The following is a 22,091-nucleotide window of genomic DNA, read 5'->3' on the forward strand; positions in this document are numbered from 1 at the left end:
GATGATATTGATTTACTAATTACACGAGCGATGTCTAAGAAAGTGCAATATGAGTTGGAATACCCGGTACGGTGCTCACCCAGTATCTTATACGAATTCCTTTCCACCCCGGCTGGTTTGCAGGAGTGGTTCGCCGATAAAGTAGATTTCAGGGATAATATTTTTTCGTTCTCCTGGAATGGCGCAACAGAGGAAGCCGAAGTGCTGGAACAGGAAGAAGAGGAATTTATTCGTTTGCGTTGGTTGCATGCCCCTAATGGAGAATTTTTTGAATTCCGCATTCAGATCTCAGAAGTTACCAATGAAACCATACTGGTAGTAAAAGATTTTGCAGAGAAGAAAGAAATTGCCGACCAGAGCCAACTTTGGGACTATCAAGTGAAAGACCTTTTTCACCGTATCGGAAATTAAACGTTACTGGTAGCTGATAATTAGCCGTTAGTAACAACCCTGAACTTTAGTACTGCCCTTATTCCTTACCAGCTACTAACTCACCGCCACCACTAACTGCTAATTAGCAACCTACTTATAACTTATTACTGCAAGCAAGGTTGTGTAACAAGCTACTGCTTCGGGAATTATTTTTTCCCATATTTCCAGCGCAAACGGCTTTGCCAGCTTTATAAATTCCCGCTGTTCTATCCACGTTTCCCATTCCTGTGGCTTAAACGTCGCCACCGGCCGGTAGTTGCCGTTTTCAAAATCATGCTGCCAGGGATCATCCTGCATATATACCTGCACCTGCTGCGCGACCAGCTGCGCGTAGCCTGCCTGCAATGCCGGCACATAACCTGCTTTTACCGTACCGGCCAGGTGCAGCGTGCAGGTGAAATAGTGCCCCCACCAGAACATGGTACGAAAAGCCCACACCGCCTCCTGGCTGAAATACCGGGGATAATCCAGTATTACATATGGCAGCTCTTTATACCGCTCTCCCTTGGATATTTTACCGCCCTGCTGCAGGCAGGGCACCGGAAAGGGAAAGAGGGCCGTTTGCAGCTGCGCTTCCAACTGCCGGTGCACCGCCCCCATCAGCTCCATTACCTTGTTTATTACACTGTTCTTATGATAGATCCAGCCGGCATCAAAGGCCACCTGCCGCTCTTCCGGCGTAAGTAAAAAATTTTTCATATTATTAACGCTAACATCATATCCGCACAGGGTGCTGCTACCGTAAATCGTAGTAAATTGCAGCCTGCGGAACAGGTATGCTCCCTGTTTGCCGGTAAAAATCGTAAATAATAACTATTATTACGAAGTGAAAAAACTCGATAAGCTCATTATTAAAACATTCCTGGGGCCCTTTGTGGCCACTTTTTTTGTTACCTGGTTTGTATTGCTCATGCAGTTCCTGTGGAAGTATATTGACGACCTGGTGGGCAAAGGGCTGGATGTACCGGTTATAATGGAGCTTATTACCTATACCAGCGCCAGCTTAATTACACTGGCCCTGCCGCTGGCGGTGCTGCTATCCTCCATCATGACCTTTGGTAACCTGGGCGAAAGCTTTGAGCTGGTTGCCTTAAAATCATCCGGTATATCGTTACTGCGTTTCATACGCCCGTTACTGTTTGTATGCATCGGCATCGGCATCCTGGCTTTCCTGTTTGCCAACTATGTAATACCGGTAGCTAACCTGCGCGCCAAGTCGTTGCTGTATGACATTACCAACTCCAAACCTGCGTTTAACATAAAAGCCGGCGTGTTTTACAGCGATATTCCCGGCTATACTATAAAAGTAGCGCGCAAGGAAAAAGATAATAAAACCATTCACCAGGTAATGATCTTTGACCAGTCCAACGGCGGCGGCGGCAATGCAGCCGACAAACTGATACTGGCCAACAAAGGCACCATGCAGCTTTCCGCCAACAAACGCTTCCTGTACTTTGTGCTGCAGGACGGATGGCGGTATGAGGAGCGCAACCTGCGCGGCTCCAACACGCCGGGTGAACTGATACGCATGGGCTTTAAAGAATATAAAAAAGCATTTGACCTCAGCTCCTTTACCTTTAGCCGCCTGGATGTAGGCCTGTTTGCCTCAAACCAGCAGATGCTGAACATACGGCAGCTGGATAAAGCTATCGACTCTCTCCGCAAAGAAGCCTCCACCGTTAGCAAAACCGTAAGCGCCTATGTAACTTCCCGCTACCCTTTTTACAAATGGAAAGATACCGGCTGGCTGGCTACTGCCCCGCCGCTGGGCGTGCAGCAGTTTAAAGATATAATACCTCAGAAGAATTACCGTTATACCTTAGAACGTGCAGAGCAGGCCTTACGTGAAACAGAAAGCAACCTGGAGGCGCCGGCAAAAGAGTTCAACGACAAAAATATTATTATCATCCTGCATAAAGTGGAATGGCAGCGTAAGTTTACCCTGGCGGCGGCCTGCGTGGTAATGTTCCTGATAGGCGCGCCACTGGGCTCCATTATCCGCAAAGGCGGTTTAGGCACCCCGCTGGTATTTGCAGTAATATTTTTTGTTATATTTAATATATTTTTCATGGTGGGCGAGAAACTGGCCCGGAAAGATGTGCTGACCACCTTTGGGGGGATGTGGCTATCCAACATTGTGCTGTTACCAATAGCAGCCTTTTTGATTTACAAAGCCATGAATGATTCCCAGTTATTCAATAAAGAATTTTATTTTAGACTTTTCGAGATAATAAAGAAGCTCTTTTATAAGCTTAAGGAACATAAGCGACGACCTACAACTTAAAAACGTATACTTTGAAAACGTTCGTTACACTGTTTAGAAAGAATACCTACTTCTTTCTACCGCTGCTCCTTTGGGTATTAGCAGGCGGCTTCATGCAAAGCATTTTCACACCGGAAGAGCTGTTCCGGGGCATTAACCAAACGCACAACTCCGTGGCTGATGTGCTGATGACCGGGCTCACTTACCTGGGAGATGGGGCTGCCTTTGCGGTAGTGCTGGTATGCACATTAATAGCCCGAAAATACAAGCTGTTCTTAATAGGACTGGTTAGCATACTGGCGGTAGCGCTGATTGTACAAACAGCCAAACATGCCATAGATGCGCCGCGCCCTTTGCTGTACTTCCAGAATGCCTCTTTTGTGCATGTGGTAAAATGGGTATCTGTACATTACCATAACAGCTTTCCTTCGGGCCATTCTGCCGGCGCTTTTGCACTTTTCTGCTACCTGGCCCTCATAGATAACAACAAGCTGCGCGGCCTGCTGTTTGTGTCTCTGGCGCTGGTGGCGGCCTACTCCCGCATTTACCTGGCTCAACACTTTTTTGCCGATATTTATATTGGCAGCATCATTGGCACCGGCTGCAGCTTTATTGTATACAGCCTTTTTGAATTTAAGAACCTTACCAAAACACCGGTGCTTTGCTCCAATGCAGCGGAAACCGCCCTGCTGGCAGAGCCTAACCTGGGTTAACCTACTGCAGGCCAGGCATAAGTAGCCATATATTTGTGGTAGTTTATTGGGCCGGGTTTAAATAAATCCGGCATTTAACCGTTTAACCTCATAACAGGCAACCAATAAGCGTGTTAACTGTTTAACCAATAACTATCAACCTGACCTGGATGAAGTACCTTCTGATTGCCATAGCAGCAGCCCTGCTTTTTATTCCCTTTACGGGCGGCATTGCCCTGCAGGACCCACTATCGCTTTATTATACTGCAGCCGCTAAAGCTACTCTGCCAGGTGGATTACAACCCTTTCCCCTATACGGCTGGGTACAGGCCGGCAGTTTACGCTTGTTCGGCAACCCCGCATTTGCAGCTTATTTTCCCAATGCAGTTATCGGCATTATAACCCTGCTTACCTTTTATGGCATTGGCAAAAAGCAGGCCGATGAAAGGCTTGGCACCTGGTGGGCGCTGGTGTATGCCAGCTGCTGGCTTCCCTTCCTGGTGTTCCGGTCGGCCCTGCCAGACCCGCTGTTCAATTACCTGTTTTTTTTATCCGTTTACTTTGCGTATCGTATAGCCTACTCCGTAAAGCCTATAATAATAGCTGCATTAAGCGGCCTTTGCCTGGGCCTGGCTATGCTCATCAAAGGCCCGCTTACATTGCCGCTGGCCCTGCTGCTGCTGCTGGGCTACTGGATTGCCAGCAAGGGCAAAACTGGTATTAAGGCGGCACAGCTGCTAATATTAATCTTACTGGCCTGTTTGCCGGTAGCTACGTGGCTTGTTTACAATGGCGTTGTTCAGGGGTGGACAACGGTACAACAATACTTCAGCTACCAGGCAGCCCTGCTGTTTAATCCCTGGCCACGGGATAATGTTGTTTACTATATGGTATTGCTACCCGGCTGTTTTCCGGCAGTGCTGTTTCTCCTGGGTTACCTGTATGCAAAGCGGCGATCTATTTACAACACCGGGCTGCCGTTGGAGCTTAAAGAATGGAAGGTGTGGATGTGGCTTTTCTTCTGGATAGTGCTGCTACTGGCTCCGGCTACATTGTACATAATCCCCCTTTCGTTCCTGGCCGCCTGGCAGGTGTACCGCATCAGCGCGGGGCGGCAACGCCTGCGCGGCTGGCATATTGTACTGCTGATGTTAACGGGCATACTCATAGGGCTTGTTTTTTTAATGGCCGTACTTGCCGGCGTTTATAAAACAGCGTTAGCGCCGTATGTGCAAGCGCCTTTTATACATGCTTTTTTACAGCTGCCGGTAACCTGGCAGGAATGGGAAGTACTGTATGGTGTGCTGTATATAGCGCTGGTAAACTATAGCGGGGTGCTGCTGTTCAGGAGAAAATACCAGGAGGGGTTATTGTGTTTGTTTGTTGGCTCGTTGCTGTTTGCCGCGGCTGCCTGCTTGCATTTTGCGCCTAAGGTGCTGTTTTAAAGAAGCGGTTAGCTGTCGGTAATCAATACAGGTATGCATACTGGTTACAACAGTTAACCACTTCTTTTAATTTATTTTATTTCATAGCTATATCATATTGCTTTTCTACCTCATTCCAGTTGATCACATTCCAGAAAGCATTTATGTACTCAGGCCGGCGGTTCTGGTATTTCAGGTAATAGGCATGTTCCCAAACATCCAGTCCCAGTACCGGTATGCCTCTTTCCTTAACAACCTGGTGCATTAAAGGATTGTCCTGGTTGGGAGTAGATATAACGGACAGCTTTTTTTCAGGCGTTACAATAAGCCAGGCCCAACCTGAGCCAAAGCGGGTTTTAGCGGCATCGTTAAATTTGCCCTGGAAAGTTTCCCAGGAGCCGAAAGCGCCGTTAATAGCGGATTTCAGCTTACCGGATGGTGTGGTTTTCTCATGAGTCATGAGGGTCCAGAACAGGGAGTGGTTATAATGCCCCCCGCCGTTATTACGTATAGCCTTGTCCTTTTCAGTAACCTTATTCAGTATCTGGTCCAGCGGAAGGCTGGCAAATGTGGTACCTTTTACAGCTTCATTCAGGTTTTTCACGTACGCACCATGATGTTTGTCATGATGGATTTCCATTGTCAGTTTATCAATGCTGGGTTCAAGGGCATCAAATCCATAAGGTAAAGGCGGCAGCTCAAAAGGCGCTTTAGGACTATTAGCCAGGGTGCTGTGGTGTGAGGGTGCGGCGGCCAGTACGCCGGATGGGTTGCTTAAAGCAGCCACTCCTGCAAGACCTGCCAGTTTGATGAATTCTCTTTTATCCATATCAAATAGTATTGAAAGTGATGGTATAATGATGATCCGAAGTTGCTGCAACCACAGGTGGTAGGCTGTAAAGCTACAAATATTACTCCATTTTATCCATTGAGCCAGGCAGCGGTAAAATTGAAAATCCTGCTTTTTCCGCGCTCATCCGTGCCCTGCTTAAAAATTCATTATGATTTATTCTGAAAATAATATTATTTTACCGGTACCTTCATGTGAAGTACAAGCAAGCGTATCTATTCTTAATCAGAAATCAGTGAAGACTATTTATCCCGGGCAGTGCCTGCTGTAAGAATAGTGCAGCAAATTTGTTACTCCTGCCCTAGTAGCCTAACACGGAGCGAATGCCAACAATTATGGGTCATGACTATAATCGGTTTGAGAGATGATTGCCAACTATATCAGCTCTTGAAAAAGATATTTCTCTAATAGCGCTATAACTATAGGTACACTTCCTTTACCAGCAGTGGCAGGTTGAGAGCGTTCGTTAGTTTAGCCGGATTTAAAAATTTAAAGCATTCCTATACATGCTTAAGGTAAGAGTATTCAGGGCTATTGATTATCCCGAAGAATGTATGCAATACATTACCGGGCACCGTAAAGTACTGGAAGCATACGGAGTTACTAAAGTTACTTCCGCCAGCATTGACTGGATGTATGAGCCGTATGCCTATCTGATTACCGTTACCTCGGAAGACGGGCAAAAAGTATACGGCGGCTGCCGTATACAGCTGGCCGGCGGCAGCGTGCCGCTTCCCATTGAATCGGCCATCAACACCATGGATACGCGCATTTTTGACCTGGTGAAACGTTTGCAGCGCCAGGGCGGCACCGGGGAATTTTGCGGCCTCTGGAACTCCCGCGAAGTAGCCGGTTGGGGCGTAGGCAGCATTGTACTGTTTCGTGTGGTAAATGCCGTATTAAGCCAGCTTCCCATTACCACCTTCCTTAGCTTTTGCGCACAAACCACCTTTAAGAACAGCAGTAAAACCGGTTATAAGATCCTCACGGAAATAGGCAACCAGGGAACTTTTTATTATCCCAAGGAAGACCTGATTGCCACTGCCATGATCCTGGAAGATCCGTGGGAGCAACGCAGCGCCCATCCCGAAGAAAGAGAAAAAATCATGCACCTGCGCAACAATCCTGTGCAAACGGTTGTTGAAAAAGGACCAAAGGGAGAAATGCTGCTGGACTACGACCTGCGTATACGCCAGGCCCACCAGCATGATAATAACCTGTTGCTCGTAAAATAACCAAGCATATTATTAAAGGCCTTACAATATATGAACCCGATAGAAGAAAAGTACCTGGTTTCTGATGAGGAAAAAGATGTAAAAACTGTTCGTTTCTTTCGCCTGCAATCTCCACCGCAACGCGCCGCTTTTGAGGAATTTTTACAAACCACCCCCAACATCCGCGTATTTGATACCATCTGGCAGCAGGTGCAGGAGCTGATGAAAACCCGCCACCCGGCCGAACGGCTCACGCCGGAAGCCTTACAGCAAAAAGCGGCCGCGCACCTGGGCAGCTGCCCGGCTGCTGAATATGGCGTTTGGGTATATTACCCCTGGAGTAACCGCCTGGTGCACATCCTGGACAAAGCCGAGTTTATTGAAATGCGCACCAGCCGTAACCAGCACAAGATCACCGCAGCAGAAATAAACATACTGGCAACCAAAAAAATAGGGGTCATTGGCTTGTCGGTAGGACAAAGCGCTGCCCTTACGCTGGCCATGGAACGGCTGTGCGGCGAAATCCGCATTGCGGATTTTGACCGGCTGGACCTCAGTAACCTGAACCGCATACGCGCCGGCATACATAATATAGGCCTGCCCAAAACCACCATTGTGGCAAGGGAAATAGCCGAAATAGACCCTTTCCTGAAAGTGACCTGTTTTGAAGACGGCATTACGGAAAATAACATCGGGGATTTTTTACTGGAAGGCGGCCGGCTGGATGTAGTGGTAGAAGAATGCGACAGTATGGATGTAAAAATAATGAGCCGCCAGCAGGCGCGCGCCGCAGGTATTCCTGTAATTATGGAAACCAGCGACCGGGGCATGATGGATATTGAACGCTTTGACCTGGAACCCCAACGGCCCATTTTGCACGGAAAAGTGCAGGATGACTTATCTTACAGCGCCATTCGCCAGTTTACCGGTGAGCAGCGGATGCAGGTAGCCCTCAACATCCTGGATTATGAAAACATTTCCGATAAGCTGAAAAGCTCTATACACGAAATTGGCAAAACCATTACCACCTGGCCGCAGCTGGCATCTGCCGTTGCTTTGGGTGGCGCCATGGTAGCACATGTTTGCCGGGAAATATGCCTGGGTCATTCCATTTCATCCGGCCGGTATTATGCGGATCCGGACCAGCTTTTTAAATTGTAAATCTTACTTTTCCGCCCTAATGAAGCGCTGTATTTTTTTATACCTGTTATTATCCCTGCTGCCAGGTATGTATATGCATGCCGTGGCAGACACCATTACCATCACTAACCTTAAACCCCTGGACCTGGCGGTATATGGGCAAATGCAGTACCTGCTGGATAAAACAGACACCCTGCAGCTGGCAGATGTGCTGGCCCATGGCGAGTTTAAGCCCATTGAAAAGCAGATCCCCAATTTTGCCATTACCACAGATGCCCTGTGGCTGCGGTTTACGGTTAATAACCAAACCGCCGAAAACCACCTGAAAGCGGATATTACCTATCCCATACTGAATAAGGTGGATTTCTATTATCCCCTAGCGGATGGCCAATACGGCATGGTAAAAAGCGGTGAGCTGCGGCCTTTCAAAAAGCGCTCTTACAATCACCAGAACTTTGTATTTGACCTGAATGTGCCCGCCGGCGCCACCCGTACCTTTTTCCTGCGCATACAAACCAAGGAGCCCATACTGGTGCCTACCTATATTGGTACGGAACGGGAAATACTTACCAAGCTGAATAAAGACGACCTTTTCCTGGCCCTGTATCTTGGCGTTATACTGGTAATGTTCCTGTATAACATCTTTATTTTCTTTACCACCCGCGACTGGAGCTACTTTTACTACATCTGCTATATTGCAACGGTAGGCTTTACGCAAATATGCCTGCTGGGCTTTGGCTACCGCTACTGGTGGCACGACAATACCTTTATTACAGAACAAAGCGTGCAATGGGGCGGCGTATTATCCGGGTTAGGCGTGCTGCTGTTTGTAAAAAACTTTTTGCACGTACGGTCAAAGTCGCGTTGGGCCAACCGCCTGTTCTGGTTCTTTATTACCGGGTATTGCCTTACGCTTGTTATTTGCCTGTTGGGGCAACTGTCACTGGCTTATGCCATTATAGATATGCTGGCCCTGTCCGTAGTGGTGTTCATACTTATTTTTGGCCTTATACGCGCTATCAAATACAAGGAGCGCCTGGCCCGCATATTCCTGCTGGCCTGGGTGGTGTTCATCGCTTCCATTATGATTTTCGTGTTGAAAGATGTTGGTATTATCCCCTACAACATTTTCACCAGCCACATACTGCTGATCGGCTCTGCCGTGGAAGTAGTGCTGCTGTCCTTTGCCCTGGCCGATAAGATCAATACCTATAAAAAGGAAAAAGAAGACTCGCAGGCGGCAGCGCTGCGTATATCCCAGGAAAATGAAAAACTGGTGCGCGAGCAGAATATTGTACTGGAAGAAAGGGTAGCCCAACGCACAGAGCAGCTGGTAAAAAGCAACGATGACCTGAATACTGCCCTTAGCAGCCTGAAAGAAGCACAAAGCCAGCTGGTGGAAAAGGAGAAAATGGCCTCCCTGGGCCAGCTTACAGCCGGCATAGCGCACGAGATCAATAACCCTATTAATTTCGTTACCTCCAACATTAAGCCGCTGAAGCTGGATATTGAAGATATTAAAACGCTGCTGGCCAAATACGAGCAGCTGGAAAAGCAGCCGGAGCTGCAGCCGGCCTTCCGGGAAATAGCTGCCTTTAAGAACGAAATAGATATTGGCTACATACATGAGGAAATTACCTCCCTGCTGAAAGGCATAGAGGACGGCGCCATGCGCACCGCGGAAATTGTAAAGGGCCTGCGCACCTTCAGCCGGCTGGATGAGAGCGATGTAAAGTTCGTAGACCTGCATGAAGGCATTGATTCTACCCTGGTGCTGCTGCGAAACGCCATTCCGTCTTATGTAAAAGTAGTCCGCAATTACGGGGAACTGCCCAAGGTAGAATGTTATGCCGGCAAGGTAAACCAGGTGTTCATGAACATTATCACCAACGCTATTAGCGCCATTAAAAAAAAGGGGGATGAGGACAATGCCACCCTTACCATTACCACCCGGCGCGAGAACGGGTTTGCCTGTATCAGCATTAAGGATAGCGGCACCGGCATGCCGCAGGAAGTGAAGGAAAAGATATTTGACCCCTTCTTTACCACCAAAGATGTGGGTGAAGGCACGGGTTTGGGCCTTTCCATCGTTTTTAATATTATAGAAAAACACAATGGGCGGATTATAGTAAACACCGCACCGGATGAAGGAGCCGAATTTGTTATATATTTACCTTTGAAAATTACTCACCTGCCGAATTAACTTGAACCCTGAATGAAAGAAAACCGTATCAGGATATTGTACATCGACGATGAAATTCATAACCTCAATGCTTTCAGAGCAAGTTTTAGAAGGAGTTATGAAATTTACACAGCCAGCTCAGCCCAGGAAGCCAAGCTGTTACTGAAAAGTATAGATGTACATATCATTATTGCAGACCAGAAAATGCCTGTGACCACCGGCGTTGATTTCTTTTACGAGATCAAGGAACAGCTGCCGGACCCTATTCGCATACTGCTGACCGGCTATACCGATGTGGAGGACATTATTGAAGCTATTAACAAGGGGCATATTTTCTCCTATGTAAAAAAGCCCTGGGATGAGCACGAGCTAACGAATACCATCAGCAATGCCTACGAAATGTACCAGGCCCGTAAGCAGCTGAAAGAAAAAATTACGGAACTGGAAAAAACCAACGATGAGCTGAACCGGTTCATTTACTCTACCTCCCACGACCTGCGCTCCCCCCTGATGTCGGTGCTGGGCATTATTAACCTTACCCGGCTGGATAATTCCGTAAAGGACCCCAATGGCTATGTGGATATGATAGAATCGTGCGTGCTGAAGCTGGACGGCTTTATCCAGAAAATCATTGAATATTACCGCAATTCGCGGCTGGATGTGGAATACGAGAAAATTTACTTTGACAGCCTGCTGCATGAATGTATTGCTGCATTTAAACCCCAGAATACTGCGATAGAATTTCAGCTGAATATAGATCAACCGGTAGATTTTAAGGGAGATACCTTCCGTATCAGTGTTATTTTAAACAACCTGATATCAAATGCTGTTAAGTATCAGAAACCGGATGAATCCAATCCAAAAGTAAATTTATCGGTAAAGGTAGAGCCGCATAAAGCCACCATCTGGATTGAGGATAACGGTATTGGTATATTAAGCGAGCACCTGAGCAATATTTTTAAAATGTTTTTCCGCTCCAAAAACAATAATAAACCGGGCAGTGGTATTGGCTTGTATATTGTAAAAGAGGCCCTTAATAAAATAGGGGGCACTATTAACGTGGAATCCAAGTATGGAGAAGGCACGCAGTTTGAAATAACTATTCCTAATAGAAATGATTTCGATTCCTGATCTCCGCATCATATTAATTGATGATAACGAAATTGATCTTTTGCTGCACGAACGGCTGATCTCGCTGCAGCAGATCAGCAGGACTGTTATTCCCTTTAACAATGCCAACAAGGCGCTGGAATTCCTTTCCTCCAACATTACCTTACACCGTATTCCGCCTACGATTATCCTGCTGGATATACAGATGCCGGAAATGGACGGCTTTGAATTTTTGCGGGCATTTGACAACTATCCTCACAAGATTAAATCACAGTGCCATATCATCATGGTATCTTCTTCGCTGGACCACGGGGATATAAACCGCACCAATGCCAACCCACTGGTAGTGAAGCTGCTGAAGAAACCCTTACTGGCAAAGGATCTCCGGGAAACAGTAGCAGAAATTTTCAAAGATTTTTAAAGAAGTATTTGGTTTTTGGGGAAAAAGTCTAAATTTGCACTCCCGCAGAGCGGGTTAGTGACCGGCAGCCTCCTTTTCACACTGCCGCAGCTACGAAAAAAAACGGGGGATTAGCTCATCTGGTAGAGCGCAAGCATGGCATGTTTGAGGTGATCGGTTCGAGTCCGATATCCTCCACCAAAAGGTAAAAAGGCTGTATCAAATTGATACAGCCTTTTTTTATTGATTTGCCCGTCCTGCCGTGCCCCTTCTTGTCAACCGCCCGGCAGTGCCGGGCCGCCGGTAAGCAGGCCAGGGCAAAATAGCCTGGCGATTTGTGGCCTGCTGTGCAGTAAAATCCGCAGCATCGTCCCCAAAGCGGGCAAAGGAGGGGCCATTACAGCGGAACGAACAGGGAATTCAATGAAAATCATAATATCCTTTACCGGTTCAGGCGTACTTTTACAACAAGTCCCAAAAGGGCATTATTTGTGCTGATCCCTTTATTACCTATAGCTATGCAATTGTCAACAAAACAACCTTACATTAAGCCACTATATATGTTCTTGATTGCGGCCATTACCGTTTTACTTGCAAGCTGTAATAGCGGCCAGGTTCCCCGGCGTACCCCTGAACCTACCCAGCAATATGCCCCTGCCGCAAAGGGTAAAACATACATTCTTACGCCGGACCGGAACGGGCGGTTGAACATTAACAATACCAACCGGTACTACAAACCGGGAGATGTGCTTATTTTAAAAGGTAATTTCTCTGCCGTATATTTTACAAATCTTAGCGGCTCGGCCAAGGCGCCTATTATCATTAAAAACCCGCCCGGCGCCGTTACTGCCATTGGCGCGCCCGGCTGGAATGGCGGTTCCTGGGCAGAGGCGTTGAGCTTTACCAACTGCCATTACCTTATAGTAGGCAGCGGGGATAACAACAAAGCCAATTTTGTTATCAAAGGCTCTACCCAACCTGGCCGGCCGGCCTACTTTGACCTGGTGCTGCGGGGGCATACGGATAACATTGAGATCCGCTACCTGACCATTACCAACGGCGGCACCGGCATATGGGCCAAAACAGACCCGCAGAAAAACGACGCCGGCACCTGGTACCCCAATTCACAAATGGAAAACCTCTCCATCCATCATGTAGAGATCAGCGGCACCCATAATGAAGCAATGTATATTGGCCATACCGCTACCTACTGGGATCTTACAGCCGGGCTTTCCTTTTATGATTCGCCCTCAAAGTTCAAACCGGACCATAAATATGTGCAGCCCATAAAATGGCGTAACGTAAAAATCTATAACAACTATGTGCATGACATTGGTGCAGACGGCATTCAAACTGCTGCCATAGACCAGCTGGAAATTTACAACAACGAAGTAGCCAATTGGGCGCTGCAGCACAACTCCTCCCATAACGGCGGTATACTTATCGGCGGCCGCACCACCAATACCAACACGCACGATAACTATGTGCATAATGGTTGGGGAGAATTGCTACAGTTTTACGGCTCGGGTGAAAACAACGCCAAACATATTATTCACAATAACCTGTTCCGTGATAATATGGAAGGGAATGACGGCATGAGCATACGCGGCACAGACAATGCCATAGTAATCATTACCAACAATACGGTGGCCCGCACCGGCGGCAACAGCATACGCCTGAGCGGCTACCGGGGTATGAAAGGGGTGCAGATCGCCAATGGCAATGCCCTGCTGCAGCCCCGCACAAACGGCAAGCCCCTGTACCCTAACGCCTATATTTACACGGAGGGCGGCGCCGCTGTTGCAGAAGGCCAGGGCAGCAACGCCAATGTAAAATTCGCCACGGTTACCGCGGCAATTGTTGATACAGATAACTTTTACATGCCCCATGCCGGTTCCCCGCTGGCAGATTGTGGTTACCGCAAAAACAGAAAATAAGATCCCCTCTTCGCTGGCTTAAAAAATCCGGTAAAATTTTTTTGCATTATATTTTTTTATAATTTATTTTCAAAGTATATTTACTATAAGCTAGCACTCCAATTTTTAGGGCCGCGTTTCCTGTGCGCGTGTAATATCTGCTGTTTGTATGTTTTAGCACGGTATCGGCTATATGAAAAAAAAATGCATAATAATTTGATTTTCCTTTCGTTTTTTTGCTGTCGTTAAAAATTATTCGGGGGAAAGTAGTAGTTGTATTATTTCACACTGTTCCAACAATCCTATCCTATGCATGCACATACGAATTTTGCTAGGCCAAGAGGTTTGCTTTTTAACTATTAAAAAACCATACAAGAAAAACCATGAGAGTATTAAAGCAAAAGCAGGTTGCGGCATTAGCAACTATTGCGGCAGCTGTAACTTTGACCATTACAAGCTGCAGAAAAAACGAAACTGAAAGCATTACACCATCAACAACAGATTCTGCAAAAACCGAAACAACCACACGCCAGTTTACCTTAACCGCTGACGCCAACGGGTACTTAACCGTTAACAACAGCAACAATTATTACAAGCCGGGTGATGTGCTGAACCTGAAAGGTAATTTTAAGGCAGTGTACATTATGAACCTGAGCGGCTCGGCCTCCGCGCCTATTACCATTAAGAACCCGACCGGCAGCGTTACCACCATCGGCAACCCAAGCTGGGCGGGCGGTTCTTACGCAGAGGCTATCCAATTCACCAATTGCCACTACATTAAATTCGGCGGTGAAACCAGCAAATCCTCATTCCTGATCAAAGGCTCCGCACAAGCAGCACGGCAGGCTTATTTTGACATTACGCTCAGAAGCCATACCGACAACTTTGAGATCCGGAACATTACCATTACTAACGGCGGCACCGGTATATGGGCTAAAACAGACCCGGTGAAGAACGATCCCAGCACCTGGTATCCTAACTCACAAATGAAGAACCTCTCTATTCATAACGTAGAGATCAGCGGCACATATAATGAAGCCATGTATATCGGCCACACTGCTACCTATTGGGACCTGACCTCCGGCCTCTCTTTCTACGACTCTCCGTCGAGCTTCGTAAGCGGCCACCAGTACGTACAGCCCATCAAGTGGTACAATGTGAAAATATACAACAACTATGTGCACGACGGCGGTGCTGATGGTATTCAAACCTCTGCCATTGATGTGCTGGAAGTATACAACAATGAGGTAAAAAACTGGGCTACCCAGCACAATCCCTCTCATAACGGCGGTATTCTTATTGGCGGCCGTACCACCAATACCAATACGCATGATAACTATGTGCATGACGGCTGGGGCGAGCTGCTGCAGTTCTATGGCTCCGGTGAAAATGGCGCTAAGCACACCATTCATAACAACCTTTTCCGCGATAACCAGGCCGGCCATGACGGCGTTAGCCTGCGCGGTATACAAAATGCAGTGATCACCATTTCCAACAACACCATTGCCAGAACAGGTGGTAACAGCATACGTATTAACGGTTATAATAACCAGATGACCAAGCCGCAGATTATAAACGATAATGCGCTGATACAGCCCAGAATGGGCGGCGGTGGTATTTACCCGAACGCCTATATTTATACAGAAGGTGGCGGCACCTATAAGGAAGGTACGGGTTCACTGGCCAATACTAAAATTGCCAGCGTTACAGCGGCAAAGGTGGATGTTAACAACTACTACCTGCCCTTAACCGGCTCATTGCTGGGTGTAACCGGTTACCGGAAGTAATAACATTAACCACTACTACTACACACCACAACACTATTCATGGCCTGTTTTTCAAGCCTGGCTGCTGCCTGCACCTGCAATCAGCACCGGCAGGGAAAACAGGCCATGAGTCTTTTATTTCACGGTGAACACGGGGCTATTAGAATAAGTAACATTAGCAGGTAAATAAGCAGGCTGAACGTACCACTATAGGTAGCTTATGGGCGTTTAATTGACTAATTCAAAGTATTGGGTTATCATTACAACAGGTCATCATTGTTCAGCTACCACATCTTATTGAACCATGCAAAGTTTTAACACCACATTTCTCAATGGCCTCCGCTTTATACTGGCCCTATGGGTTGCCTTAGGCCATTTTTACAAATACATAGGCGGGCAGGCTTTTATAAAAATACCGGTTATAGGCAATTTTATCATCACCAATGGCCCGGCGGTAGACGGCTTTATGGTAATTACCGGCTTTTTAATGATGTACCATTACATTAAAAGAGAGGAGCAGGAACCGCCTGCAGAAAAAGCTACTTTCCTGAAATTTTGGGTACGCCGGCTTTTCCGCTTATATCCACTGTATTTTGTGGCGCTAATAGCCGCTTATTGTTTGTTCCACTTTAACTTTGAAAGCGTATATTTCAACTACTACTATTTTACCGGCAAAACAGCACATTTTACCACCACCTATAACCCTGCCGCCTATCCCGGTATTAGCGACCTGTTATTGCATTTAACTTTTTTACATGGTTTGCTGCCGGGCGTTAATACCAGCATATTAGGCCCGGCATGGAGCCTTTCGCTGGAAATGCAGTTTTATATATTGTTCCCTTTCCTGTACCTGCTGTTCTTTAAAAACGAGCGCATTGTCAAAAATAGGATGGTGCAGTTTATTGTGCTTTCATTACTGGCGGCAACAGCCGCACATAAGCTGCTGGGCACCTGGGCAGGCGGCGGCAGGCTGGTAAATTTTCAGGCGCCCTCGCTGCTGCCTTATTCCATGCATTTCTTTTTACTGGGCATGCTGCTGGCCGCTTATAACTTTAAACGGGCCGGCCGGTTTCACCTGGCGGTGTGGGGCCTGGTTGTATTACCCTTCGTTGGCCCCCTTACAATAGTAACTATACTAAGCATTATTATTTTCCTGTTCCCAGGCTACGCGAAAATATATGCGCACCCCGCTATCAGCCTGGTAATAGAAAAAATCAAAAAAGCCTTATCCGGCAAAGCAGCCGCCTTTGGAGCAGATGTATCTTACTCGCTGTACCTGGTACATATGATATTGATGCCGGGCATCATCCGCATGGTAATCACATTTTCCCCGCTGGGCAAAGTAGCCAATGCGCTACTGGCAGTTACGGTTTTCCTGGCAGCCAACCTGCTGTTATCCTACCTGCTGTTCCTGGGTGTTGAAAAGCCGTTTATCGCAATTGGAAAACGCTTTGTAAGCAGGCTTTTTGTAAAAAAGGAAATAACAAGCTCAAAAGCCGCAGCCTGATTGCCCATTTATCTTTACAGCGTAAACCGCTACACACATCAAAAGCATGCCAATGAGCCAGGGATGGGAGAACAGGAAATCACAGCAGGCGTCAAAAAAGAGAGGCTGGCCTCAAAGCCCAGCCTCTTTCTTTTTAATGGCTTCCGTAATAATTACAGGATGAATATTTTCCTGGCTGTTTGCGTAACATTGCTGCTGTTCAGCACTTTTACCACATACAGCCCGCCGGATATGCCGCTGCCATAGTTAACGGCAATGGTTTGCCGTTTGGAACCCAGCTTCACCGGTTTACTGGTTACCACCTTTCCATCCATATCAACCAGCTGAATAATATAATCTCCTTTATCCAGGCTGTTAAAGGCTACGTTAAACGTATTGCCCTGTACCGGCACAGGATTGGGCCATATTGAAATGTCGCTGCTGTTAACATCCATTTTTTCCGGCGCAATGGCAACCGGTTCCGTATTGTTATCCTGGAAAAGCAGGTTGCCGCTGGCCAGGTCTGAGGCATTGTACACATCATTATGCAGGTCGGGAAGCGCTGCAGCTGTCATGGTGCCCATGTCAAACTGGTAATAGCCTTTGCTGGTTGTAGAGCAGCCCAGCATTACCTGCCCATCGTCATTCACAGCAGCGCCATTGGTATAAAAACCAGCCGGCAGGCCTTGTATAGCGCCCATGTAAGTGGCTTCCATTTTACTTATATCAATCTTAAATACCCTGTTATAAACGTTTATTACATACAGGAAACCGTATTTATCTGCTATCATATCGCCGCCCCACCCGGTGCAAAGGGCGTGGATGGAGTTGGTGCCATTAGCAGCTGCATCTTTCAGCGGCCCCAGGTCGCGGAAGCGTACCTGCTGGCCGGTGGTGGCGAATACAAACAGGTGCCCCGCGTCGTTCGTAAGTGCGTAACCGTTGCCATCGGCGCCTATGGTCATACGTGTAATATTGTTTTCTTCCGGGTGGCTTACAAAGGGATCGTTAAAGCTAAGGTCTGCCACCTTAAAGGGAGTGCTGCCGGCAGTATTCAGGTTTACGGCATACAGCTGGTTGGTTTGCATGGTGGCAAAAAACAGGCGGTGCGTGGCTTTATCAAATGCGCAGGCAGCCACGCGGCCGGCGTTGGCATTTACCTTGGCCTGCAGGGCCGCAGCGGGCGGCGCAGGCGCTTTACCCAGCTGGTTAAGCGCCGATCCGCTGTTAATATCTATCACACGCATGACATTCCAGTTAAGGCCGCCCATGCTGTCGGCAGTAATAGCATAAGCTGCGCTTTTTTGCTGCGCTTGCGCACTAAAGCACAGGAGGGTACAACAAAAAAGGGGGAATTTGAGTAGAGGTATGGCTTTCATAAGTGTTAATTTTGGGTATAAAAAAGTTACGACAAATTTCGCGGTTTTTCGTATTCATTTTATTCAAAATATATTAATCCGGCCGGCTTTAATAAATATTACCGGGCATAAGCACATGCTAATGCAGCCAACACACTCCCATTCGTAAACGACCGGCCTTAGCTAACCGTCATTAACCCCATGTACATGGTAATAAAGCAGGCACTACCTCACTCGCAATTCGTAATTCCTAATTGGCAAATTCGTAATTGATTTCATCCCATTTTCCGGGCTTTTCGTCCCATTTCGGGGAAGCGCTTGCCGGAGAGTGTTATCATTGCTGAAAGTTTTGCATATGATCTCTTTTAAGAAACTGGAGTTTGGCGCAGTAACCGCTATTTTCCTGCTGCTCATATTCCCGCTGCTGTTCCGCACCGTTACTTCCAATGTATTTGAAATGCAGCATGCCTACGGCTACAAATTCCACCAGTATCACCAGGTATTTGACTATTACATTCATTACCTGCTGCCTTTGCTGGCTCATATCACTATCGTATATGCCGCCTTCCTGTTCATTAATATGGTGGTAGTGCCGGTGTACCTGGAGCGGCAGCGCTGGCTGCCCGGCTTACTGCTGGCCGCCTGCACCCTGCTGCTGGTGTTCCTGGGCATTATGGTAGCCTACTCTTATTATTACGGCTACCTGCTGGGCGTGTACAGCACTATAAAAGGGGCACATATGTACTTTGCCAAATCGGCTTTCAGCACCACCATGTTTTATGTTATCATATATGTATTGTATTATGCGGGCAAGCACCTTTATTTTCAGTATGTGCGCGGGCACAAGCTGCTTGTGAACGAGCCTTTTGTAATAGGCGCCCTATGGGTGGCCCTGCTGGTATTCAGCATTGGCGTACGCTCGCATGTGCTGTTTATGCTGGTAGCGTGCGGCGGCCCCTATTGCGCCGCAGTATTTTACGTATGGTACACCAAAGTGTTTCCCCGGTATGAGAAGGTACACCAAAACAAATGGCTGCTAACACGCGATTTGCTGCTTGCTTCGCTGGTAACCGGTTTTGCTATTTACCTGCTGGTGCTGCTTATACGGCGCAGCAGGCCGGAAGAAACCACACTGCTCATGCTATGCCTGTTCACCATTCAGCTGCTGGTGCTGCTGCCGGTTACCTGGTGGCTGTACCTGGCCCGCGAAAACCGTGCTGCTACCATGCTGAACCTGCAAAAGGCGCTGGGCCACTCTGCAGCCAACCTTGATTTCCTGCGCTCGCAAATAAACCCGCATTTCCTGTTTAATGCACTCAATACCCTGTATGGTACGGCCCTGCAGGAGAATGCGCTGAACACCAGCGAAGGCATTCAGAAACTGGGCGATATGATGCGCTTTATGCTGGATGAGAACCACCTGGAAAAAATAGCCCTGCATAAGGAAATAGCTTACCTGCATAACTACATTGCCCTGCAACGCCTGCGCACACAGGCATCGCCGGATATACAGATCGATGTGAACATTAATGAACAGTATTGCCAGCATGAAATTGCGCCTATGCTGCTCATCCCTTTTGTAGAAAATGCATTTAAACACGGTATTAGCCTGCGCAACCGCTCCAAGATCGCCATTTCCCTTAGCTGCGATAAAGAGAAGATTTACTTTGATGTGTACAACACCACACACATCCGCCCGGATAACAACACTGAAAAAGGAGGCCCGGGCATTGGCCTCAACAATGTGCGGGAACGCCTGCATCTGCTATATCCACAGCGGCATGAGCTGAACATACGGCAAACCGCCACGGAATATTTTGTACACCTCACCATTCATGTAGCCTGATCAACAACTTATGGAACAAACACCTGCCAATAACGCACCCGCTGCAGACGGCATCAGCAAATTCCTTTGGTGGATGGCTGCAGCAGATATTACAATATTAAAAGACTGTCGGGCCGACCAGGAGCGGTACCGTATCATAGGCATGTCCGTACTTGTAACCTGGCTGTTTGCCACCCTGGCCTGGGGGTACTTTTTTTCTACCGTAGTAGATGATGAAATGGTTATTGCAGGACTGGCGTTTTTCTTTGGTTTTGCCATCCTCAGTATTGACCGAAGCCTGATAACGGCCATGTCAGGCTCAGGCCGCCGGAAATTTTTACCGGTGGCCTTTCGTTTATTGCTGGCCTTTACCATTGGCTTGTTTATATCCCAACCCGTTATACTGCTGCTGTTCCGTAAAGACATACAGGCCCAGATGGTGCTGAACCGGCAGGGCAAGCTGGAAAAATTCCGTAATGAGCTGGCTACCCTGAATGAGGCGCACATTACTGACCTGCAAAACGATTTACAGCAATGGGAGCAGCAGCTGCAGCAGAAAACCGCCCAGGTAAAAGCTTATAAAGATGATTACATTAAGGAAACCGACGGTACCGGCGGCTCAGGCAAAATCGGGGAATCCAGCATTGCCAGGGTAAAGAAAACCGAGTACCTGAAAGCAGAGCAGGAGCTTACAGACCTGCGCCGCCAGCTGGAACCGCAGCTGCAGGAACGCCGCGCCCAGCTGGCCGGCCAGTGGAAGGAGAACCTGGCTAAGGAAAAAGTATACATGGCTTCCTTAACAGACGGCTTCCTGGCCCAAACAGAGGCGCTGGAAGAGCTTACGGCAGAACATGCCCCGCTGCGGGCGCGCTACCGGCTCATTGTATTGATCATTACCCTCATAGAGGTAATGCCCCTGCTCAGCAAGCTGCTGATGCCCAAGGGAGAATATGACAAGCTGGTGGAGCATAATAATATGTATCTTGGCTACCGGAAAAACAACGCGGTATGAAGCTGACTGCCATTGCCATAGATGATGAGCCGGTAGCGCTGTCGGTAATACGCTCCCATGCAGATAAGGTGCCTTTCCTGGAAATAACAGGGCTGTTCACCAATGCCTTTGAAGCCATAGAGCACCTGAACCGCGAGCGTACCGACCTGCTTTTCCTGGACATTAAAATGCCCGACATTACCGGCATTGATTTCCTGACCAGCCTTACCAACCCACCCATGGTGGTATTTACCACTGCTTACTCCGAACATGCCGTACAAAGCTTTGAGCTGGATGCCATTGACTACCTGCTGAAGCCTTTTTCCCTTACCCGTTTCCTGAAAGCCTGCAACAAGGCGCATACCCTGCTGCAGCTGAAGCAGCAAAGCGCCGCTGCCGGCTATGTGCCGGATTACATTTTTATTAAAAGCGGGTATGAGCAGTGCAAGCTGCAGCTGGACGATATCCTGTACCTGGAAAGCGCCGGTAACTATGTAAATTTTATCCTGAAGGACCGCAAGATCATTTCCCGCCTCTCCATGCAGGAGGCATTGGCCCTGCTGCCGGCCGCACTGTTCACCCGTGTGCACCGTTTCTTTATTGTGGCCAACAGCAAGGTAGAGCGTATTGACCGTAATTACCTGTATATACAACAGGCCAGCATCAGCATCGGGGCGGCCTATGCCGATGCCGTAGGCCGCATCTGGGGGCGGAAAGAAGGGTGATGGAATTGTTGTCATTTCCCGTGGTACCTCCATGCGGCCCTTTTCAAACCAGATAAACCGCGTCATCTAATTTTGGTTTCCCCGCGCCTATTGCAACCCCTAACTCCCTGATCTACAAAATTTTGACACAACCCTTATCAAGCACCTATTTCCATTTTTTTAATTCCTAAAAAATAATACCTTTGCAGTCCTTTTCCTGTTTTGCAGCGTAAAAGACGCGGGTGTGGTGAAATTGGTAGACACGCCAGACTTAGGATCTGGTGCTTCACAGCATGGGGGTTCGAGTCCCTCCACCCGCACTTCTTAAATGTGCGAAT

The 22,091-nt window shown here is 47.7% G+C and carries 18 protein-coding genes and 2 tRNA genes; 17 read left to right on the plus strand and 3 right to left on the minus strand.

Features of this window, described 5'->3' with window-relative positions:
* Window positions 1-411: START-like domain-containing protein (locus tag VFS25_RS23215; RefSeq protein ID WP_326464571.1), on the plus strand; the 411-nt coding region annotated here is incomplete at its 5' end.
* A 111-nt stretch (window positions 412-522) separates the two neighbouring features.
* Here the strand turns inward: VFS25_RS23215 and VFS25_RS23220 are convergent.
* Window positions 523-1,131, minus strand: coding sequence for a hypothetical protein (locus tag VFS25_RS23220; protein ID WP_326464572.1), 609 nt, complete (start codon window positions 1,129-1,131; stop codon window positions 523-525).
* A 127-nt stretch (window positions 1,132-1,258) separates the two neighbouring features.
* On the opposite strand from VFS25_RS23220, the gene VFS25_RS23225 reads away from it, so the two are divergent.
* From VFS25_RS23225 to VFS25_RS23235, 3 genes are all read left to right on the plus strand, one after another.
* Window positions 1,259-2,716, plus strand: coding sequence for an LptF/LptG family permease (locus VFS25_RS23225; protein ID WP_326464573.1), 1,458 nt, complete (start codon window positions 1,259-1,261; stop codon window positions 2,714-2,716).
* A gap of 11 nt (window positions 2,717-2,727) precedes the next feature.
* A complete protein-coding gene (locus tag VFS25_RS23230; RefSeq protein WP_326464574.1) occupies window positions 2,728-3,408 on the plus strand; it encodes a phosphatase PAP2 family protein in 681 nt (226 codons plus the stop codon).
* A gap of 149 nt (window positions 3,409-3,557) precedes the next feature.
* Window positions 3,558-4,832, plus strand: coding sequence for an ArnT family glycosyltransferase (locus VFS25_RS23235; protein WP_326464575.1), 1,275 nt, complete (start codon window positions 3,558-3,560; stop codon window positions 4,830-4,832).
* A 76-nt stretch (window positions 4,833-4,908) separates the two neighbouring features.
* Here VFS25_RS23235 and VFS25_RS23240 read toward each other — a convergent pair whose 3' ends face one another.
* Complete coding sequence (locus tag VFS25_RS23240) at window positions 4,909-5,640, minus strand: superoxide dismutase (RefSeq protein WP_326464576.1); 732 nt, start codon at window positions 5,638-5,640, stop codon at window positions 4,909-4,911.
* Between the two features lie 527 nt (window positions 5,641-6,167).
* On the opposite strand from VFS25_RS23240, the gene VFS25_RS23245 reads away from it, so the two are divergent.
* The 9 genes from VFS25_RS23245 to VFS25_RS23285 all read left to right on the plus strand — a co-directional run bounded on the left by VFS25_RS23245 (window position 6,168) and on the right by VFS25_RS23285 (window position 16,896).
* Complete coding sequence (locus tag VFS25_RS23245; RefSeq protein WP_326464577.1) at window positions 6,168-6,896, plus strand: hypothetical protein; 729 nt, start codon at window positions 6,168-6,170, stop codon at window positions 6,894-6,896.
* A 30-nt stretch (window positions 6,897-6,926) separates the two neighbouring features.
* Complete coding sequence (locus tag VFS25_RS23250; protein ID WP_326464578.1) at window positions 6,927-8,036, plus strand: ThiF family adenylyltransferase; 1,110 nt, start codon at window positions 6,927-6,929, stop codon at window positions 8,034-8,036.
* Window positions 8,037-8,055: 19 nt separating this feature from the next.
* Window positions 8,056-10,218: a sensor histidine kinase gene (locus tag VFS25_RS23255; protein ID WP_326464579.1), complete on the plus strand. Its 2,163-nt coding sequence runs from the start codon at window positions 8,056-8,058 to the stop codon at window positions 10,216-10,218.
* 12 nt (window positions 10,219-10,230) lie between these two features.
* Entirely contained in the window at window positions 10,231-11,328 is a 1,098-nt protein-coding gene (locus VFS25_RS23260) for a hybrid sensor histidine kinase/response regulator (RefSeq protein ID WP_326464580.1), read from the plus strand.
* The gene (locus VFS25_RS23265) at window positions 11,312-11,728 is read left to right on the plus strand and encodes a response regulator (protein WP_326464581.1); all 417 of its coding nucleotides are present in this window, start codon (window positions 11,312-11,314) and stop codon (window positions 11,726-11,728) included. Before VFS25_RS23260 ends, VFS25_RS23265 begins: the two co-directional genes overlap by 17 nt.
* Before the next feature lie 104 nt (window positions 11,729-11,832).
* Window positions 11,833-11,908: transfer RNA gene (locus VFS25_RS23270), tRNA-Ala, on the plus strand.
* A gap of 359 nt (window positions 11,909-12,267) precedes the next feature.
* Window positions 12,268-13,644 carry a right-handed parallel beta-helix repeat-containing protein gene (locus VFS25_RS23275; RefSeq protein ID WP_326464582.1) on the plus strand — a complete coding sequence of 459 codons (1,377 nt, stop codon included), beginning with the start codon at window positions 12,268-12,270 and terminating at the stop codon, window positions 13,642-13,644.
* Window positions 13,645-14,006: 362 nt separating this feature from the next.
* The gene (locus tag VFS25_RS23280) at window positions 14,007-15,410 is read left to right on the plus strand and encodes a right-handed parallel beta-helix repeat-containing protein (protein ID WP_326464583.1); all 1,404 of its coding nucleotides are present in this window, start codon (window positions 14,007-14,009) and stop codon (window positions 15,408-15,410) included.
* A 283-nt stretch (window positions 15,411-15,693) separates the two neighbouring features.
* Window positions 15,694-16,896, plus strand: coding sequence for an acyltransferase (locus VFS25_RS23285; RefSeq protein WP_326464584.1), 1,203 nt, complete (start codon window positions 15,694-15,696; stop codon window positions 16,894-16,896).
* A 152-nt stretch (window positions 16,897-17,048) separates the two neighbouring features.
* Here the strand turns inward: VFS25_RS23285 and VFS25_RS23290 are convergent, their stop codons facing one another.
* On the minus strand, window positions 17,049-18,254 hold the full coding sequence (locus VFS25_RS23290; RefSeq protein WP_326464585.1) for a T9SS type A sorting domain-containing protein: 1,206 nt from the start codon (window positions 18,252-18,254) through the stop codon (window positions 17,049-17,051).
* 334 nt (window positions 18,255-18,588) lie between these two features.
* Here VFS25_RS23290 and VFS25_RS23295 point away from each other — a divergent pair, with 334 nt between their 5' ends.
* The 4 genes from VFS25_RS23295 (at window position 18,589) to VFS25_RS23310 (ending at window position 22,073) form a co-directional block, all read left to right on the plus strand.
* A complete protein-coding gene (locus VFS25_RS23295) occupies window positions 18,589-20,079 on the plus strand; it encodes a sensor histidine kinase (RefSeq protein ID WP_326464586.1) in 1,491 nt (496 codons plus the stop codon).
* A gap of 10 nt (window positions 20,080-20,089) precedes the next feature.
* Window positions 20,090-21,070 (plus strand): DUF4407 domain-containing protein, encoded by a 981-nt coding sequence (locus VFS25_RS23300; RefSeq protein ID WP_326464587.1) that lies wholly within the window; start codon window positions 20,090-20,092, stop codon window positions 21,068-21,070.
* Complete coding sequence (locus VFS25_RS23305) at window positions 21,067-21,774, plus strand: response regulator transcription factor (protein WP_326464588.1); 708 nt, start codon at window positions 21,067-21,069, stop codon at window positions 21,772-21,774. The genes VFS25_RS23300 and VFS25_RS23305 overlap by 4 nt, the downstream gene beginning before the upstream one ends.
* 217 nt (window positions 21,775-21,991) lie before the next feature.
* Window positions 21,992-22,073: transfer RNA gene (locus tag VFS25_RS23310), tRNA-Leu, on the plus strand.
* Window positions 22,074-22,091: the final 18 nt, after the last annotated feature.

The sequence above is a fragment of the Chitinophaga sp. genome (assembly GCF_035761305.1).
In the GTDB taxonomy this organism is placed as follows: Bacteria; Bacteroidota; Bacteroidia; order Chitinophagales; family Chitinophagaceae; genus Chitinophaga.